The sequence below is a fragment of the Actinomyces faecalis genome (genome assembly GCF_013184985.2).
GTDB classification, from domain to species: domain Bacteria; phylum Actinomycetota; class Actinomycetes; order Actinomycetales; family Actinomycetaceae; genus Actinomyces; species Actinomyces faecalis.
In genome coordinates, this window is record NZ_CP063418.1 from 2,484,716 (window position 1) to 2,501,929 (window position 17,214).

Annotated in this window: 11 protein-coding genes; 3 read left to right on the forward strand and 8 right to left on the reverse strand. The window is 68.4% G+C overall.

What is annotated here, in order from left to right:
• Positions 1 to 336: 336 nt before the first annotated feature.
• From HRL51_RS10655 to HRL51_RS10675, 5 genes are all read right to left on the reverse strand, one after another.
• Entirely contained in the window at positions 337 to 3,252 is a 2,916-nt protein-coding gene (locus tag HRL51_RS10655) for a glycosyl hydrolase (protein ID WP_172191752.1), read from the reverse strand.
• A gap of 89 nt (positions 3,253 to 3,341) precedes the next feature.
• Positions 3,342 to 4,877, reverse strand: coding sequence for a family 43 glycosylhydrolase (locus HRL51_RS10660; protein WP_172191754.1), 1,536 nt, complete (start codon positions 4,875 to 4,877; stop codon positions 3,342 to 3,344).
• A 17-nt stretch (positions 4,878 to 4,894) separates the two neighbouring features.
• The gene (locus HRL51_RS10665) at positions 4,895 to 5,953 is read right to left on the reverse strand and encodes an alpha/beta hydrolase (RefSeq protein ID WP_172191756.1); all 1,059 of its coding nucleotides are present in this window, start codon (positions 5,951 to 5,953) and stop codon (positions 4,895 to 4,897) included.
• A gap of 30 nt (positions 5,954 to 5,983) precedes the next feature.
• Positions 5,984 to 8,236 carry a glycoside hydrolase family 3 N-terminal domain-containing protein gene (locus HRL51_RS10670; RefSeq protein ID WP_218957637.1) on the reverse strand — a complete coding sequence of 751 codons (2,253 nt, stop codon included), beginning with the start codon at positions 8,234 to 8,236 and terminating at the stop codon, positions 5,984 to 5,986.
• 107 nt (positions 8,237 to 8,343) lie between these two features.
• Entirely contained in the window at positions 8,344 to 9,768 is a 1,425-nt protein-coding gene (locus HRL51_RS10675; RefSeq protein WP_172191758.1) for an MFS transporter, read from the reverse strand.
• A gap of 202 nt (positions 9,769 to 9,970) precedes the next feature.
• On the opposite strand from HRL51_RS10675, the gene HRL51_RS10680 reads away from it, so the two are divergent.
• The gene (locus tag HRL51_RS10680; RefSeq protein WP_172191760.1) at positions 9,971 to 11,281 is read left to right on the forward strand and encodes an ROK family protein; all 1,311 of its coding nucleotides are present in this window, start codon (positions 9,971 to 9,973) and stop codon (positions 11,279 to 11,281) included.
• Between the two features lie 87 nt (positions 11,282 to 11,368).
• Here the strand turns inward: HRL51_RS10680 and HRL51_RS10685 are convergent, their stop codons facing one another.
• The 3 genes from HRL51_RS10685 to HRL51_RS10695 are packed head-to-tail and all read right to left on the reverse strand — an operon-like array spanning position 11,369 to position 14,523.
• Positions 11,369 to 13,024, reverse strand: coding sequence for a DUF5597 domain-containing protein (locus HRL51_RS10685; RefSeq protein ID WP_172191762.1), 1,656 nt, complete (start codon positions 13,022 to 13,024; stop codon positions 11,369 to 11,371).
• Between the two features lie 53 nt (positions 13,025 to 13,077).
• Positions 13,078 to 13,482, reverse strand: a complete 405-nt coding sequence (locus HRL51_RS10690) for a C-glycoside deglycosidase beta subunit domain-containing protein (protein WP_172119223.1) — start codon at positions 13,480 to 13,482, stop codon at positions 13,078 to 13,080.
• 9 nt (positions 13,483 to 13,491) lie between these two features.
• Entirely contained in the window at positions 13,492 to 14,523 is a 1,032-nt protein-coding gene (locus tag HRL51_RS10695; RefSeq protein ID WP_172119222.1) for a sugar phosphate isomerase/epimerase family protein, read from the reverse strand.
• Positions 14,524 to 14,781: 258 nt separating this feature from the next.
• On the opposite strand from HRL51_RS10695, the gene HRL51_RS10700 reads away from it, so the two are divergent.
• Both HRL51_RS10700 and HRL51_RS10705 read left to right on the forward strand, forming a co-directional pair.
• Positions 14,782 to 15,999: an ROK family protein gene (locus HRL51_RS10700; protein ID WP_172119221.1), complete on the forward strand. Its 1,218-nt coding sequence runs from the start codon at positions 14,782 to 14,784 to the stop codon at positions 15,997 to 15,999.
• 193 nt (positions 16,000 to 16,192) lie between these two features.
• Positions 16,193 to 17,200 (forward strand): sugar phosphate isomerase/epimerase family protein, encoded by a 1,008-nt coding sequence (locus HRL51_RS10705; protein ID WP_172119220.1) that lies wholly within the window; start codon positions 16,193 to 16,195, stop codon positions 17,198 to 17,200.
• Positions 17,201 to 17,214: the final 14 nt, after the last annotated feature.

Below are 17,214 nucleotides of genomic sequence, written 5' to 3' on the forward strand. Positions count from 1 at the left end.
GCGTCACCGCATCAGCGGCAGGCAGCGACGGACCCGAAGCAGGTCGACGAGGGAGTACGGATCGTGCGGATGCGCAGCTCGCGGTGCAGCCGAGGGCTCGCACTCAGGGGCGAAGCGGGCCCAGCGCCCCACACGCTCAGCGACCTCCATGCACAGAGGCGTGGATCGTCGTCGACCATGACGGGCAGGACCGTCGGCCCTTCCTCAGTGCGTGCGAGAAGCTGAGCAGTAAGAGCACCATCGTCCACGGTGTCGTCTCCGTGCCCCTCGACCACCGTGCCGCACCTGCTACGCAGACTCGGGCTTCTGTGAGACCACCGGCCGGCCTTCGCGGGCTCAGACGAGCAGGCGCACCGGCCCGAGGAGGCCGTGAGGCACGCTCGGATGCTCCACGGGCCACGGGCCGGTCATGTACACGTCGGCGGCGAGGGTGGCGTTGCGCAGGGTCGTACGTACCTCGATCTCGATGACCAGCTCCCGGCCCGCCGCGACCTCGTCCGCGAGCGCGCTGCCGACCTCCACAACGTCGTCGGGCCGCAGGACGGTGGCGAGCACGCTCCCGCCCACGCTCACCGTGGCGACGCCGCCAACGCGCCCGAGGCTCAGACGTGCCCCGGCCAGGAGCCCGGCCTCAACGGGCGCGCCGTCCGCCCCGGTGACACGAGCGCGGTAGCGGCCCGTGCCGGAGACGTCCGTGAGACCGGGGACCTCACGCCAGTCGGCGGGGCCCTGGCCGTCGAGGGTGAGGGTGCGTGCTCCCGCCTCCTCTTCCGCGGTGACGACCAGCTCGCCCCACACGAGACCAAGAGCCTGCCCACAGGGTGCCAGCGCCTCGGTGCGGGCGCCGGTCCCCACAAGCGCCCCAGCCACGCGCACCGGCGCCTGCGGCTGCGCCCCCGCAGCCAGGGCCGGCGCCCCCACGCGCACGATGGCCAGGCCGAGCGGGGCGAGGGCAAGGTCGACGAGGGTGCGTCCCTCGGCGCTTCGGGCTGCCACCGGCCGCAGGGCCCCGGCGTCGAGGTCGATGACGGTTGCCGCCCCCTCGCCCTCGACGTCGAGCGTGAGGCTCACGGCGGAGTCGGCGTCGGGGTTGTAGACGAGGACGAGACGCCCCTCGTCGGCATCACGCACCTGGGACAGGAGGACCGGCCCCCGCCAGCCGGCGCGCGGGCGCACGCCCAGGTCGGCGAGCGCGGCGGGTACCTCGTCCCAGTCGGCCACCCGCCGGGTGCGCGCAGCCGCCAGGGCCCGCACGACGTCGTCGGCCACCTGAGCCGAACGGTCGTGCCCGCCCCACCCGGTGTCGCGGGCAGGCGGGGGCCCCACGACGACGACGGCGAGGCCCGCCTCGGCGGCGTCGGCGAGCGCACGGGCGGCGTCGGCGGTCAGTGACGAGGTCTCGAGGACGAGGGCCCGGTAGGCGGGCCCGTCGGGGAAGAGGACGGGTGTACCGGTGGCGTCCTGCCCCACGACGCCGGGCTCAGCCAGGCCGACGGGGTCGAGGACCTGCACGCCGTAGCCGGCGCGCTCGAGCGGCTCGGCGTCGATGAGGCGGTCGGGGGCGGTGGCGTCGTCGTCTGCGGACCCCCGGGCGGCGGTCGTGAGGAAGCCGTCGCGGTAGACGGCGACGTCGGTGCGCGGCGTGCCGGTCTCGAGGACGGCGGTGCCGCGCGCCCAGTAGCCGGTCAGCGCCTTCCACGCCTCCCACTGGGGGAAATGACGGTGGTTCCACGACTCGGAGACGATCGTGCCGAAGCGGCCTTGAGTGGGCCAGGGCGCGTCGGGGGCCTGTGAGGCGAAACCGTGCACGAATGGCTTGGTGACCCCCAGTGCCCACTCCTTGTCAAGCATCTGGCGATAGTCAGGCAGACCGAAGTCGTAGCACCGGTCCATCTGAGCACCCAGCTCGGTGGAGACACGCAGCGCCCCGCCCTGGTGCGCGCCAGAGATGCACGAGCGCTGCCAGTCCACGGAGAACCGCCACGTGGGGAAGTCCATGCGCATCGGCACCCTGTCCCCTGAGTTGAGGGACTCCACCTCCGCACGCCCGCCGCAGCGCACCAGCTCCCGGAAGGACCGCACCGGCTCCAGGTTCTGCCCGTACGCGGCCTGGGCCTTGTAGCGCATCCCATGACCGCGAGCCCAGCCCTGAATGACGTGCAGGTGCTCGCTGACGTAGAGATCGGTCAGGAGCCGCTCATAGTCGCTGCGCACCCGGCGGCCCAGGTCACTGGCTTTCCCGTCTGCCCTGACGCCCACAAAGTCAGGGCGGGGATCGTCCTGCGGTACCCAGTACCGGCACTGCCCGTGCACCATGAGGAGAGGAAGGTAGCGGGTGAGGTCGTCACCGTGGCGGCTGGCAAAGCGCTCGAGCATGTCCGGGACCCAGAACAGGCAGTTGGCATTCAGCTCGAGGGAGTCCTCAAACATCTCCACGGCGGTGGACCCCGGTGCCGTGAGGGCCTGGGCGCAGCCACCGACCTGGTGCTCATCGAGGTAGCTCAGCGCCGCACGGGTGGCTCGCGCGTCAAGGAAGCTGGCAGCGCCCTGCTCACTGTCTCGTGACCAGAACGCGGTCACGGCCCACCGTCCCGGCCCGGGAGCCCATGTGACGACGGCGTTGGTACCTTCCGTGCGCACTGCGGGAGTCAGGACGGTCAGGGAGTCCTCGTCAATCACCGTCGAGTGCAAGGGTGGGTCAATTTTTGTGGGTTGCCCCCAGGGACTGCCTGAGGGCACGACGCGCGGGGCACGTCCTCGCTCGTGTACTCGTGCGGCGACGACGGCAACCAGTCGGCTGGGCCGCACGCCGCCAGGATCGTCAAATGGCAGCGGTACCGGCGTGGTGTGGCTGCGACGATCGCCGTCGATCCACCTGACCCCGTACTGCAGCTCCTGGGCTGCGTACTCGGTGCCGCTCGCTGTGTTGGGCGTCTGGAGGGGCCAGGCGGCGCCCAGGGTCATAGCGACGCCGACGTCGAGGCGGGCAGCCTCCGCCAGGACGGCCGCGAGCGCCTCGCGCTGGGCGTCATCGGCCCAAAACCCGGGCGAGAAGGCGATCTCCACCTCTCCAAAGCCAGCGTCGGCAATGGCGTGCAGCTCCTCGATGAGCTCGGCGACGGGCGTGGGCGACTGCCACCACCAGCGGATGCCGGGGCGGTCGGTGCGCGGCGGGTGGGCCAGGTGCTCGGCGCTCAGGCTCGTGCGGGTGGCGGGGCGGTGCAGGTCGTCCCGGTCGCTAGCGGTGGTCATCGTGTCTCCTTGTGCGTCGTCGGTGCCGAGACCGGATGTTTCTGACGCCCAGACCGGACGGCTGTGCCGGGTACCCGGGACCGGTGGTGTCACAGGGCCCGGTAGGTCACGTGGCTGAAGCGGGCGTGGCCGTCCCCGGCGGCGAAGAGGGCCGGGCGCAGGGAGACGAGGTCGTTGGCGGTGTTGGCGTGGTATCCGGAGCACTCGAGGGTCAGGGGGTAGTGCGCCCACTCCTCAGCCCCGATCGGGCGGTAGTACATGTCGACGACGTGCTCCCGCTTGACGATCGCCAGGTCGAGGGCGGTGACGGGCTCCTCCAGCCGCTCGTGCCCCCAGGTGCGGGTGCCGCCGGTCCAGGCCTGAAGCCGGCCGGGGGCGAGCTCAAGGCCGAGGAAGAGACGGTGGTTGAAGAACAGGAGCAGTCCGGCGGTCGTCGAGCTGCCGTCGACGAGCGAGACGCTGGTCTCGACGCGGTAGGAGCGGTCCGGCGCCCGCAGGGTCATGGGTGAGGAGGTCGACGGGTCGGTGCCCTTGCCCGCGAGCAGGAGACCGCCGTCAGTCAGGACGGCGCGCTCGGTCTCGTCGGCCCCAGGCTGGTCGAAGGTCCAGCGCCAGCCCCAGGCGAGCCGGGTGAAGTCGTCGGAGAGCGCAAAGCCGTGAGGGCGCTGCTCCCTGCCGCCGCCGGGCAGCGGCAGGGGCTTGCGCAGGTCGCCGCCTCGGGCAACGGGCCAGCCGTCATCGGTCCAGTCGACGGGTTCGAGGAGAATCTGGCGGCCCAGGCCCTGGGCGCCGTTCTCGTAGGCGTGGTAGACGACGTACCACTGGCCCCCAGGGCCCTCGAGGAGGGTGCCGTGCCCGCGCGACCACCAGGGCTGGGCGGGGTCAGTGCAGCGCACGAGCGGGTTGGTCGGCATATTCTCCCAGGGCCCGTCGATGCTGCGCGAGCGGGCGACGATAATCATGTGGCTCGTGGCCGGCCCTGCGGTGCCGCCGACGGCGGAGACGAGGTAGTGCCAGCCGTCTCGCACGACGTGCTTGGGGCCCTCGAGGGAGTAGGCCTCGACGACCCAGTCCTCGGGATAGTGCCAGCCGTCGTAGACGTGCTCGACGGGCCCGGCGGTGGCCAGGCCGTCATCACTCAGACGCACCCGATCGACGCCGTTGAGGAAGAGGTAGCGCTGACCGTCCTCGCCGACGGCGTGACCGGGGTCGATGTAGCCACGCAGGCCGAGGTCAACGGGCCCGTGCCACTCGCCCTCGATATCGTCGGCCCACATGACGGCGATCGTGGGAGCGTCCACCGTGGACCAGGAGGTTGGCATGAAGGGGATGTACATGTAGAAGCGGCCCTCGTGCTCCACCAGGTCGGTGGCGAAGACGCTGCCCCAGGGCTCGGGGCAGGCGTGGCCGACGGGCTCCCAGTCAACGAGGTTGTCGGAGCGCCACAGCACCAGGGCGGGGCTGGACTCGAAGGAGGAGAAGGTGAGGTAGTAGCGCTCCCCCACGCGCAGGACCGTCGGGTCGGGGTAGTCACCGCCCATGACGGGGTTGCGGTAGGTACCGTCGCCGAGGTTGGCGCGGCGCTGGTTCTCGATGCTGTGGCCCCAGGCGGGAGTGGTGCTCATGGTGATTCCTCGTGTGCTCAGTGGACGACGTCGGTGATGAAGGCGGCGGCGTGCGCGCAGGTGGTCTTGGCGGAGGGCAGCCCGGGGACGGACAGGTGCCCGTGGGTCTCGCCGGCCACAGTGTGGGTCTCGACGTCGACGCCGGCCTCAGCGAGCTGGGCGGCGAAACGCTCGCCGGAGGCGCGCAGCTCATCGCACTCGCAGTTCTCGATGTAGGTGCGCGGGTAGCCGGTGAGGTCGTCGGCGTTGCCGGGCATGGCGTAGTCGAGATGCTCGACGTCGGTCATGGCGGGGCCGAGGAGGATCGCCATGAGCTCGTCGTTGTGCACCCGGCTCGCCTCGGGCCCGGCGTAGAGGAGCGGCGGCAGGGTGTCGAGGACAGCAGTGAGCTCCTCGCTCGGCTCGGTCAGTGGGTAGTGGAGGAGCGGGTAGATGAGCAGGACCCCCGCGGGGGCGAGGGCGGCGTCGCGCCCGTGGAGGCCGACGGAGGCGGCGAGGCAGGCGCCGGCAGAGCCTCCGCCGACGACGACGCGCTCAGGGTCGGTGGGCAGGCCGTGGCCGCCGTCGCGCACCCACCGGTAGGCAGCCCAGCAGTCGTCATGGGGCACGGGATGGTGCACGCCACCGCCGGCAAGCCGATAGCCGACGCTGATGACGGGTAACCCCGTGGCATCGGCGAGGCGGGCGGCCGTGTGGTCGGCCTCAACCGTGTCGAGGTCGCCGAAGATGAACGCGCCCCCGTGGATCCACACGACGGCGCCGCGCCGGCCCTCGGCATCGGGCTCGGCCATGCGGTACGGGGTGTAGATGCGCACGGGCACCTCGCCGTGGGGTCCGGGGGCGACTTCGTCCCGCCGCTCGACCTCGGGCAGGTCGGTGGGCTCAACGGGCCGGTCGTAGAGGTCGGCTTGGGCCTGGTGGGCGGCGGTGAAGGCAGGGCCTCGCGGCGGCAGGCCGTTAAGGACGTGGACGCGCTCGGCGTGGACGCCCGCCAGGCGTCCGAGCTTCTCGGGGGCGTCGTTGAGGACGACGGGAGCGCCGTCACGGGTCGTGCCGTTGATGCGTGCAGTGGGCATTGTGGCTCTCTTGTCTGCCGGTAGGGGCGCTCAGGCGGTGACGGTGAGGGTGAGCGGGGTGGCGTCGGGGTCGGCACCGAGGCGGATCTCGAAGTCGCCGGGCTCGACGCGCCAGCCGGAGCCGTCGTCGTCCCACAGGGCCAGGTGGCGGTGCTCCAGGCGCAGGGTGACCTCGGTGGACTGTCCGGCAGCGAGGCTCACGCGGGCGAAGCCGGCGAGGCGGCGCACGGCGGGGGCGAGACTGGCGACGACATCGCGGGTGAAGAGGAGGACCACCTCATCGCCGTCACAGTCCCCGGTGTTGGTGACAGTGACGGTGACGTCCACACCCTCGCCGTCGGACAGCTCAGCGACGGGGACGCTTGAGCGAGACAGGGCGGCACCGGTGTAGCTGAAGCGTGTGTAGCTCAGGCCGTGGCCGAATCGGAAGCGGGGGCCGAGCTCGAGGTCACGGTACTTGGAGGTGAAGAACTCCTGGAGGTTGGCCGGCCCGTCCAGACCCATGTCAAAGGCCGGCTTGGTCATCTCTCCACCGCGCGTGGCCGGGCGGCCAGTGCTCTCGTGGGCGTCATAGGCGGCCGGGAGCTGTCCCACCGACCGGGGGAAGGTCATGGGGAGACGGCCCGAAGGGCTGACGGCACCGGTGAGGAGGTCAGCGATGACCTCGGGCGCGGTGGTCCCCAGGTGCCAGGTGGCCAGCACCGCGGCAGGCTCCTCGATCCAGTCCTCGGTCACGAGCGGGCGGCCGCTCACCAGGACCACCACCACCGGCGTACCGGTGGCCACAGCGGCGTGGACAAGGTCCTCCTGGCCTCCAGGTACACGCAGGTCCGCCCGGGAGGTGGCCTCCCCCGTCAGCTGGCTCGGCTCCTCAAGCACCAGGACGACGACGTCAGCGCCCGCCGCGGCATCGCTGAGCTCCTTAATCTCGTAGGGCGAGACAGCCAGGGGGTCTCCTCCGCCGAGGACCTTCACCTCGGGCGGCTCAGTGCCTGCGGCCTCGGCGCTGGCCGCCAGGGCGGCCGGCAGCGTGTCGGCCAGGCTCATCGTCGGCGAGGCCGCGAAGTGCTGGACCCACGCGCCCAGGTGGTCCGTGCTGGTGGCGCCCGGGCCCGCGAGCACGATGCGGCGCAGTCCCGGGCGCAAGGGCAGGGTGCCGTCATTGGTCAGCAGGACGGGAGCGCGCTCGGCGGCCCGTCGCGCCGCCTCCAGGTGCGCGGCCGTGGGAGCAGTGATCTCGGCACCGGCGTCCACATAGGGGTTGTCGAAGAGCCCGAGCGCCATCTTGAGGGCGAGGACCCGGCGTACGGCGTCATCGACGCGGGCCACCAGATCCGGATCGTCCGGGTCCAGCAGGGCGGGAGCGTCCGGACGCGTGACGGGGTCATAGAGGTGGGCGCCCATCTCGACGTCGAGTCCGGCGAGCAGTGAGGTGGTGGCGGCTTCTGCGAGGTCGTTGACGATGCCGTGGGGCACGAGGTTCTCGACGCCGCTGGCGTCCCCGACGACGACGCCCGTGAAGCCGAGCCCGTCCTTGAGCAGGTCAGTAAGCAGGCGGTGGTTGGCGTGGACGGGGCGTCCGTTGATCGTGTTGAAGGAGGCCATGACGGATCCGGCGCCCGCGTCAACGACGGCCTCGAAGGGCGGCAGGTAGGTGGCGCGCAGGCGCTGATCGGACATGTCGACGGTGTTGTAGTCACGTCCCCCCTCAGCGGCGCCGTAGCCGATGAAGTGCTTGGCCGTGGCCACCAGTGTGCCGGGCTCGTCCAGGCGCTCGTGCTGGTAGCCCTCCACCATGGCTACCCCCATGGCACCAGTGAGCAGCGGGTCCTCCCCGAATCCCTCCGCGACACGCCCCCAGCGCGGGTCCCGGGAGATGTCCACCATGGGCGAGAAGGTCCAGGTCACTCCGCCGGATCGGGCCTCGGCCCCGCTGACCTGGGCGCAGGTGCGGGCGACCTCGGGGGTGAACGTAGCGGCCATGGCCAGTGACGTGGGGAAGGTGGTGCGTTGGCCGTGAATGACGTCCAGGCCGATGAGCAGCGGGATGCCGTGCTGGGACTCCTCGACGGCGGCGCGCTGGACGGCGTTGGTCGTGGCAGCGTCGCCTGGCCAGAACAGGGCACCAATGCCTGACCGGGCCGCCTCCAGGCACTCCTCCTGGCTCATCTTGAAGGTGATCTGGACCTGGTTCAGCTTCTCCTCCCAGGTGAGGGCGGCGAGGATCTCCTCCACGCGGCTGCGCTGGGAGTCGGTCAGCTGGTCGGAGGGTGAAGGTGGCACGGTGGGCTCCTGAGGGGTGCGGGGGCGGTGCGGAAACGGGAAGGGTACGGGATGCCGGGCTGAGGGACCTGCCTGTCACCTCAGCCCGGCACGCGGGGGTACGTGACTTAGTCCTGAGTGTGCTCGAGCTGCTCAGCACGGACGGCGCGTACGGCGTCGAGCTCGGCGGAGACCTCCTCCATGCGCCTGGTGGACAGCTTCCAGAAGAACAGCGGGATGACGGCGACCAGCGCGAAGGCGGCAGGCATGAGGTTGGCGGCGATATTGATGCCGTTGATGGCCTGTGCCGTCTGCTGCTGGGCGGCGCCGTCGTAGCCGAAGAAGCCCATGATGTACAGGGTGAAGGCGCCACCGATGGCCGAGGCGATCTTGGTAGCCAGGGAGACTGCGGCGTAGGAGGTGCCGTCAGCGCGGATACCGGTCTTGAGCTCGTAGTAGTCGACGGCGTCAGGAACCATGGACAGGGCGACCGGGGCCGCGAAACCTGAGGCGCCGTAGCAGAACTGCAGGACGTAGAGCACCGCCATCCCCATCGAGTCACCGACCACGAAGATCGCCATGAGGAAGACCGCTGACAGGACGAGAGAGGTGACGATCATGGTGCGCTTACCGACCTTGAGCGCAAAGGGAGGGAAGACCAGCTGCCCCACCATGTTGCCGATCGAGAAGGCCAGCATGACCGGTGCCATGAGGACCGGGCTTCCCAGCACGTTGACGCAGTAGAAGAACATGACGCCGATGCGCCCGAACAGGCCCACGAGGTTGAGCAGGAGGAAGAGGAAGACGATCATGAGCTGACCGTTGGTCACCACGGCCTTGACGGTGTCCAGGAAGCTGACTTTCTTCTGCTCCGGCGTCAGGGTGATGCGCTCACGCACTGTGAATCCGGTGATGAGGAACATCGGCAGGGCGATGAGGGCATACAGGCTCATCGTGATGATGAAGGAGCGGGAGTCGTACCCCTTCTCCCCCGCAGCCTGGCCGGCGAAGTAGACCAGCAGCAACGGGGTGCCCACGTTGAGGATGAGCTGGGCGACAGTTGATCCCTGCGCGCGGATCCAGTTGAGCGTGACACGCTCACCAGAGTCAGTGGTCATGACGCCGGCCAGGGAGCCGTAGGCCATGTTGGCCACGGTGTAGGCGAAGCAGAGCAGCACGTAGGTCACGCCCGCCCAGACGACCTTCGCGCTGGTGCCGTGGAAAGGCATCCAGAAGGCCAGGACCATGGTGATGGACAGGACCGGAGCACCGAAGATGACGTAGGGGCGGAAACGGCCCCAGCGCGAGTTGGTACGTTCGGCGACGTAGCCGAAGGCAAGGTCCTGGACCCCGTCGAGGATACGGGCGATCAACAGGATGTTGCCTGCGACGACGGGAGCGATCAGTGCGACGTCGGTGTAGAACGCCAGCAGGTAGGAGCCGACGGTGGTCCAGATGAACTGGGAGCCGAACTCGGCAAAGGCGAAGGAGACCTTCTCCTTCAGGGGGACCTGGCCACCCTTGCGCGGTGCGGTCACTGACTGGGACGCCATGACAGGCCTTTCTGTGGTGTGAGAGGCGGGCTGCTGTGCCCGGAACTCCCGAGGGCGGACATCAATGTCACCTGCCCTCGCGGCGTTCTTCCTTCAGTCAACGCACCGTCAGAGTGCACAGCAAGCATTCAGGTCGCTACTTTTGCACGTCAGGTGCATATGGAGTCAGCTTCTTGCCCCACAAGACACGTACACTCACAATGTGACCGCCCACGAGACGCCCCCACCCGCCACCACACGCGGCATCTCATTCGTCCATGTCACCCAGCTCGCGGAGATCATCCGCGAGACCCGCCGCTACCCCTCCGGCCTGACCCGCGCCGACCTCGCCGAGACCCTGACCATGGGGCGCAACGCCGTTGACCGGCGGTTGCAGACCCTGACCGAGATCGGGGTGCTCGTTCCCGCAGGACGCGGTGTATCCACCGGAGGGCGCGCCCCTCAGATGTGGCGATTCAATCCCGATGTCGCCACCGTCCTGGTTCTCGCCGTGTCCTACCGGCGCTCCACCGCAGCACTCATGACACTGGGGGGCACAGTTGTCGAGCGCGCGACCTGGGATGAGGGACTCCTGGACGGGCCCCACACCGTGCTCGCCTCCGCCCAGCACCACCTGGAGGAGCTACGCCACTGCCGTCCCGACCTTCCCGGTCCCTGGACCGTTGGGGTCTCACTGCCCATCCCCGTCGACTTTCGTGACGGCAGCATCGTCCCCCCTGTCACCGGGGCGGCTGACGGCGACTCCGACTGGACCGGTTTCCCCATTCGTTCCCGCCTGACCCAGGCACTCGGCCTGAGCGTCTGGGTCGACGACGAGGTCAATACCCTTGCCTTGGCAGCCTCCACGCGCATCGGCGCTCCGAAGGACCTGCTCTACATCCGCCTCTCCCTGGGACTGGGAATGGGGATCGTCTCCTCCGAACAGGTCCACCGCGGCGTCGGCGCGGCCTCCGGGGAGATCGCCCACATCCAGATCTCCGGCGCAGGAGGCTCACGGTGCCGCTGCGGCCGGCGCGGCTGCCTTGAGACCCACGTCTCGGGGGGCGCCATGGAGGCCACTGCCTCCACTGCGCAGGCCCTGCGTTCCTCCCCCTACTTGCGTGAGGTCATGAGTGAGCGCAACGTCATCCATGATCGCGACGTCTTCCGCGGGGTCGCACAAGGTGACCGAGTGTGCCGTCGTATCGTCACCGAGGCAGCAGACAAGCTTGCCACTGTGCTCGCCGTCCTCGCCACCACCTACAACCCGGGAGAGGTCATCCTCGGCGGTGACATCGCCATCGCCGGGGACTACGTGCGCACCGTCGTCACCCAGTCAATGAGCCAGAGGGTCCTACCGGTCACGGCAGCGCGTCTACGCATCCGGATGGGAGGTACTGACGACTCCCTCGTCGGAGCGTGCGCCCTTGCAACCGAGCGCATCCTCAACCCCCACGTGCTCTACTCCTGGCTGCCCCACGCCACCCCGGTGGGAGTTGAAGCCCTCCTCAAGCACCGCCGCCAAGACGGATGACACCAGCATCGAGCACACGTACAACGCCACACCGCTGAGCCCCTACCCTGCAACAGGATCGCAGGTGCTCCCCATGGGAATCGGGGCTCAGGGTAATGGGGCTTCACCAGGCATGTCACCACGCCGCAGCACCGTGACTCTCACCATCGCCAGCCGGTCCAGGGGCAGTAGGTTCAAGCGCTCGTCACCATTGAGATTGCGGCCTGGCTGCCACACGCCATCGCGGTAGCATCCCTCGACGGCGTCGTCGATCTCCACCAGCTCGCCCTCCAGCCCCGAGGGCTCCAGCACGAGTCCCTGACCAATGACCAGGACCTCATCGGGACCCAGCTCAACCAGCAGACCCATTGCACGCATATCAGGCGGGGAGGGAACCAACGCGCCTTCCGTCGTCTCGTCTCGCAGGCCTTCAGCCTCCGTGCGCACCTGCACACCTGCGTCCAGGAACATTGCCCGCAGTACGTCCGCCGATCCCCGGGCTGACCAGCGCAGCCCTCCGAGCTCCACGACCTGGCTCTGTCCTGGCTCAAGGAGCACCGGACGGATCCGCCCCTCACGCTGGGCGGTCACAATGATCCTCTCCGCCCCAGCCAGCAGGTGATACAGATCCGCCACCTGACCGTCATGACGCACGTCGTCAACGCCAAAGACATTGACGCCAATCGCACCGCATCCCACAGCCCACACAAGGTTACCCACCGCCAGGCGGCTCTCGGGCAGCAGAAGGGGGTTGTCCAGACGTCGGTACGGCGCGACAGCCGAACGGACGTCGTCCGTATAGACGTCCGGGGCCACCAGCGCCAGGCTCGGAGCAGCCGCCTTCCACACGTCAATGACGCCCGACGCCGGCCCACCCGAGGGGTACTGCCCCGGGTGCTCCTGTCCGGGCTGCGGACCAAGCCACGCGTTGGCGTAGTACGTCACCGGCAGCACCCGGGCGGCCGCGGCAGCCAGCTCCTCACAGTACGAGGCGAATCCCCAGGCCATGAAGGCCTCGTCCGTGTACTCGCCCTCCCCGAAGACCTCAGTCCAGGAGCCTGAACGACGGCGCCCCCGGTCAACCCAGGCGTCCAGGAGTGCGCCGCTATGGTCCTCATTGCCCTCGTGGGCGGCCAGGTAGTCCACCAGGTCGCTCGGCACCGGCGCCTGCCAGGCGGCACGGGCCGGCACGCTGCCATCACGCGATCCGCCCAACAGACCGGTCTCGTTCTCCACCTGGACCATCACCAGCGGGCCACCGTCGTCGGCAGCCGCACCGCATGAGGACAGGTGCGCCGCCAGAGCCTCGAAGGCAGCGCGGTCAGCCGCCCGCAGCCGCGGCGAGAACACTGAGAGCACCGGTGTCCCCGGCCGGGCAAAAGCCGAGTCGCCCCGAGCGCCAACCGGCTCAGCGCGCACAAACCTCGTGCAGTCCGCGCGCACCCACCGTGGTGCATAGGTGGAGGCAGCGTTCTTGAACGCCCCAAACCACAGCAGGGTCAGAGCCAGTCCCCGTTCCGCCGCCATCTCGACCAGGGCAGTGACGCCGTCGAAGACGAAACACCCCTCCTCCGGCTCAACGAGGTGCCAGGACACGGTAGCCGTCACGGCATTGCCTCCCAGGGCCACCACCGTGTCGAAGACGTCACGAGCGCGCTCCAGGTCCGAGGACGTGGAGTTGTGCAGCTGGCCGCCCAGCAGCAACCGCGGGACCCCCGCCACCTGAACGTGCTGGATCCCCTGCGCCCCGCGTGACTGCCGCATCGCCCGTCTTCCTTCGCTGTCCGCCGTGTCCTGACGCCTTGCCCACATCTGCCTTACGCCTCGATCGTCACCGTCCGACGCATCTGTCCGGAGAAGGGCACCGGGATGTAGGCCACACGTACCGACACCCGCAGCAGCACCTCATGCTCGCCCGTGCTGAGCCCACCCGGGCGCAGGACACGGACCACTGCCTCGTCCTCGTACTCCCAGCGGAAGGACGTCACAGTCTCCATCTCAGCCAAGGTGAACCAGTGCTCACCACCATCAGCGGTGAAACGGATGTCCTCCCGGGGCACGGCCTCGCCGTCAACCTCCACCTCGACGTCGTGCACCATCGACAGCGGGATTCCCCGGTAGTAGGGCACACGGGTGCGCATCTCAAAGCCCAGCGCCTCATCCGACTGCGGATCTGGCACATTGGTCAAGGAACCAGCGGTGAAAATGTATCCGTCAAACATGGTCTGTCCTTACTTTCCCTGCACGCCGTCACCCAGGTGGCGCGACATCATGTCCTGGTGGGCGCGCACCTGCTCCAGGTCGCGGATCTGCTCGCCCGGAAGCACGAAGCGCTGTCCCTCGTACTCCGAGCAGACGAAGCCGTCCCAGCCAATCTGGTTGAGGCGGGTGAAAATGCGTCCGTAGTCGATGGAGTACTCCTCCCCGTCCTGTGTCATCTCCCAGAACTTGCCGTGGAAGGACTTGATGTAGGGGGCAAACTCATCCAGGGTGTCCAAGCTCGTGTTCTCGTACCCGGTGGCCATCATCGCGTAGAAACGGTCCTGGAAGGTGTGGAAGTGACGCGAGAGCTCCTCCGGGAACTCGTAGTCATCCGGGTTGCTGGGGTTACGGGGGAAGGCCTGACGAGGGTCAGAGCCGGAGGCGAAAATGTCATCGATGTAGGAGATGACGTTCTCATCCACCCCCATGAGCTCACGGAAGTAACGGGTGGAGACGCGCGGGTGACGCTGGCAGTAGATCCCGAAGTCCACCACAAGCCCGACCAGCGGGGAGTCCACCTCCTTCATCTCCTTGATCCAGGCCGCTGTCATCGGGTGGTCAAAGCTCATGCCCGCATGGACCTCAACGGCCAGGGTGATGTCAAGCTTCTCTGCCAGCGGCAGGACCCGGCGGATCACAGCAGGGTCGGTCTGGGAGACCACACGCACGAGGTGGAATCCCAGGCGGTGAGTCAGACGCAGGTCAGCACTGAGCAGCTCGCACTGCTCCTCAATAGTCAGCCAGCGGTTCTTGTACAGCGAGGAGTTGATGAAGATGTCGTTGGAGACGCGCTCCAGACCTGAACGGTCCAGGCTCGCGTTAAACGCTGCAACAGTCTCGTCCGTGGCGTTCGCCGCGCCACGGACCATCTGGTCGCTGAGGATCTCCACGCCCTGCGCCCCCGTGTCCACGACGGCGTCAAGCACTCCATCCACACCAAGTCCACCGCGCCCATAGGCATCTTGGAGCGAGTACAGCGACACGCCCGTCTTGATCGTCATATGAGTTCTCCTTTCCCAGCCCTGCCCGTCATTGGGGTGACCGGTGCGGCCGGCAGACGCAACAGCAGGTGAGCCGAGGCGCGATAGCCGCATCACTCCGAGGTGAGTCGGACGCTCATGAAGGTACGAAACCAGCCTTGTCACACGCCAGCAGCCAGCAGCATGCTTTTGCACCAATGGGACGAAAGAATCGACCCCCCAGCACGAACCCGATCATTACAGTGGAGGACGTCAGACTTCCTGAGAGAGAAGGCATCCATGCCGAGTGTCCTGTCCACCATCGATCCGGACGTCCTGACCATCGCCAACCTTGTGCGCACCCACCAGGCACTGACCCGCCAGGAGCTGGCCAGACGAACAGGCATGGGGCGCAACACGGTCTCCGCACTCGTAGGCACGGCCATCGAGGCCGGCCTCCTGGTGCCTGACGGCTCAGCCCCGTCCACGGGAGGACGGGCTCCGCAGACGTGGCGCTTCTGCCAGGAGACCGGCCGCATCCTCGTCATCGGTGTTCATTCTGAGACCCTCATGCTGGCGGTCACTGACCTGGGCGGACGCACACTGAGCTCACGCACCCGCCCATGGCAGATCTCTGACGGGCCGGAGGCGACCTTCACGCAGGCGCTGAGTGATTTCGAGGACATGCAAGCCGGCCTGCCCGACGCCGCCCGCACGGTGTGGGGAGCAGGCGTCTCCCTCCCCGGCCCTATCAACCACCTCACCGGCCGGCCCACGGCACCCCCGATCATGCCCGGTTGGGACGGTTTCGATGTGCGCGGCTGGCTCGAGCAGCGGCTAGGGGTCGGCGTCGTCGTCGACAACGACGTCAACACCATGCTTCTGGGCTACGCCACCTCCCTGCCAGCCCAACGACACCGCGACCCCGGGGACATCTTGTACGTGCACTTCGGGACAGGCATTGGGGCAGGACTGATGTCAGGTGGTCACATCCACCGTGGGGCCGACGGTGCTGCCGGGGACATCGGCCACGTCAGAGTCACTGAGGCTGACAATGTGGTGTGCCGGTGCGGACGCACTGGCTGCCTCGAGGCAGTCGCCGGAGGGTGGGCGCTGCTGCGTGACGCGCGGCGTGCCGCGAAGGACGGGCTGAGCCCTCACTTGAAGGGGCGGTTGCACAGCAGCGGGGCGCTGGGCCTGGACGATATCGTCAGCGGTGTGGCTGCCGGGGACACTGAGTGCCTGACGCTCGTGGTGCGCTCAGCCACCGCCGTCGGGCAGGCGCTGGCCATGGTGGTGAGCTTCTTCAACCCCCGGCGCGTGGTGCTGGCCGGGCCTCTGCCCGAGGGCTGTCCCCTGTTCGTCACCGCCGCGGAGCGGATTGTGCGCGAACGGGCACTGACCCTGGCAACCCAAGGCCTAGAGATCATCGCCGGCAACCACGAGGCTCAGGACGAGCGGCACGGAGCCGCAATCCTTGCTGTTGACGCCCTGTTCGCAAAGGAGACATCGGCCTGATACCGGGGTGGGAACCGGGGCAGTGATCGACGGCGACCCACCACCCCCTTCTGCACGGCCAGCGCAAAAGCGGCAGTCGTCCCCCTCCCTCTGGCCAAGGACCACGCCATAGCGTCAAGGCATCCCACCGCACCGCGACGGCGTCACCGACCACCGCACCGCGGTCGCGCTCACCCTGCGAAGGAGCAGTGTCATGCCTAGGAACATCAACCTCTTCACCGGCCAGTGGGTCGATCTCCCCTTTGAGGAGGTGTGTGCTCTCGCCGAGCAGTGGGGCTTCGACGGCCTCGAGGTTCCCGTCGCCGGCGACCACCTTGACGTCTACCGCGCCGCCGAGGACGACGCCTACTGCCAGGAGTGGAAAGACCGCCTGGCACGCCACAATCTCAGCTGCTACGCCATCTCCAACCACTCCACCGGCCAGCTCATCTGTGACGATCCCATCGACTTCCGTCACCGCGGGCTCGTCGGCGACCGCGTGTGGGGCGAGGGCGAGTCCGACGCCGAGGGTATCCGCGAGCGCGCCGCCGAAGAGCTCAAGCTGACCGCCCGCGTCGCCGCCAAGCTCGGCGCCGAGGTCGTCACCGGATTCACCGGATCCAAGATCTGGAAGTACGTGGCCATGTACCCGCCGGTCGGTTCCGACGTCATCGCCGACGGCTACGAGGACTTCGCGCGCCGCTTCAACCCCATCATGGACGTCTTCGACTCCGAGGGCGTGAAGTTCGCCCTTGAGGTTCACCCCAGCGAGATCGCCTACGACTACTGGACCACCAAGGCCACGCTTGAGGCCATCGACCACCGTGACGCCTTCGGCATCAACTGGGACCCCTCCCACATGATCTGGCAGGGAATCGACCCCGCTGTCTTCCTGACCGACTTTGCCGACCGCATCTACCACGTCCACTGCAAGGACACCAAGACCCACTTCGACGGCCGAAACGGCCGCCTGTCCTCCCACCTGTCCTGGGACGACCCACGCCGTGGCTGGACCTTTGTCTCCGCCGGCCTGGGAGACGCTGACCTGGATGGCTACTTCCGTACCCTCAACCAGATCGGCTACACCGGCCCGATCTCGATCGAGTGGGAGGACTCCGGCATGGACCGTCTCCACGGCGCGCCCCTGGCCCTGAGGTACGCCCGCGAGCACGTCTACGACCTGCCTGAGGCCGCCTTCGACTCACACTTTTCCAACCGCTGAGAACAGCTCCTACC

What these genes read in the sequence shown, in the direction of transcription:
- HRL51_RS10705 (WP_172119220.1), top strand. Translation starts at nt 16,193, where the DNA reads ATGCCTAGGAACATCAACCTCTTCACCGGCCAGTGGGTCGATCTCCCC.
- HRL51_RS10655 (WP_172191752.1), bottom strand. Translation starts at nt 3,252, where the DNA reads ATGACCACCGCTAGCGACCGGGACGACCTGCACCGCCCCGCCACCCGC.
- HRL51_RS10685 (WP_172191762.1), bottom strand. Translation starts at nt 13,024, where the DNA reads ATGCGGCAGTCACGCGGGGCGCAGGGGATCCAGCACGTTCAGGTGGCG.
- HRL51_RS10660 (WP_172191754.1), bottom strand. Translation starts at nt 4,877, where the DNA reads ATGAGCACCACTCCCGCCTGGGGCCACAGCATCGAGAACCAGCGCCGC.
- HRL51_RS10700 (WP_172119221.1), top strand. Translation starts at nt 14,782, where the DNA reads ATGCCGAGTGTCCTGTCCACCATCGATCCGGACGTCCTGACCATCGCC.
- HRL51_RS10665 (WP_172191756.1), bottom strand. Translation starts at nt 5,953, where the DNA reads ATGCCCACTGCACGCATCAACGGCACGACCCGTGACGGCGCTCCCGTC.
- HRL51_RS10690 (WP_172119223.1), bottom strand. Translation starts at nt 13,482, where the DNA reads ATGTTTGACGGATACATTTTCACCGCTGGTTCCTTGACCAATGTGCCA.
- HRL51_RS10695 (WP_172119222.1), bottom strand. Translation starts at nt 14,523, where the DNA reads ATGACGATCAAGACGGGCGTGTCGCTGTACTCGCTCCAAGATGCCTAT.
- HRL51_RS10675 (WP_172191758.1), bottom strand. Translation starts at nt 9,768, where the DNA reads ATGGCGTCCCAGTCAGTGACCGCACCGCGCAAGGGTGGCCAGGTCCCC.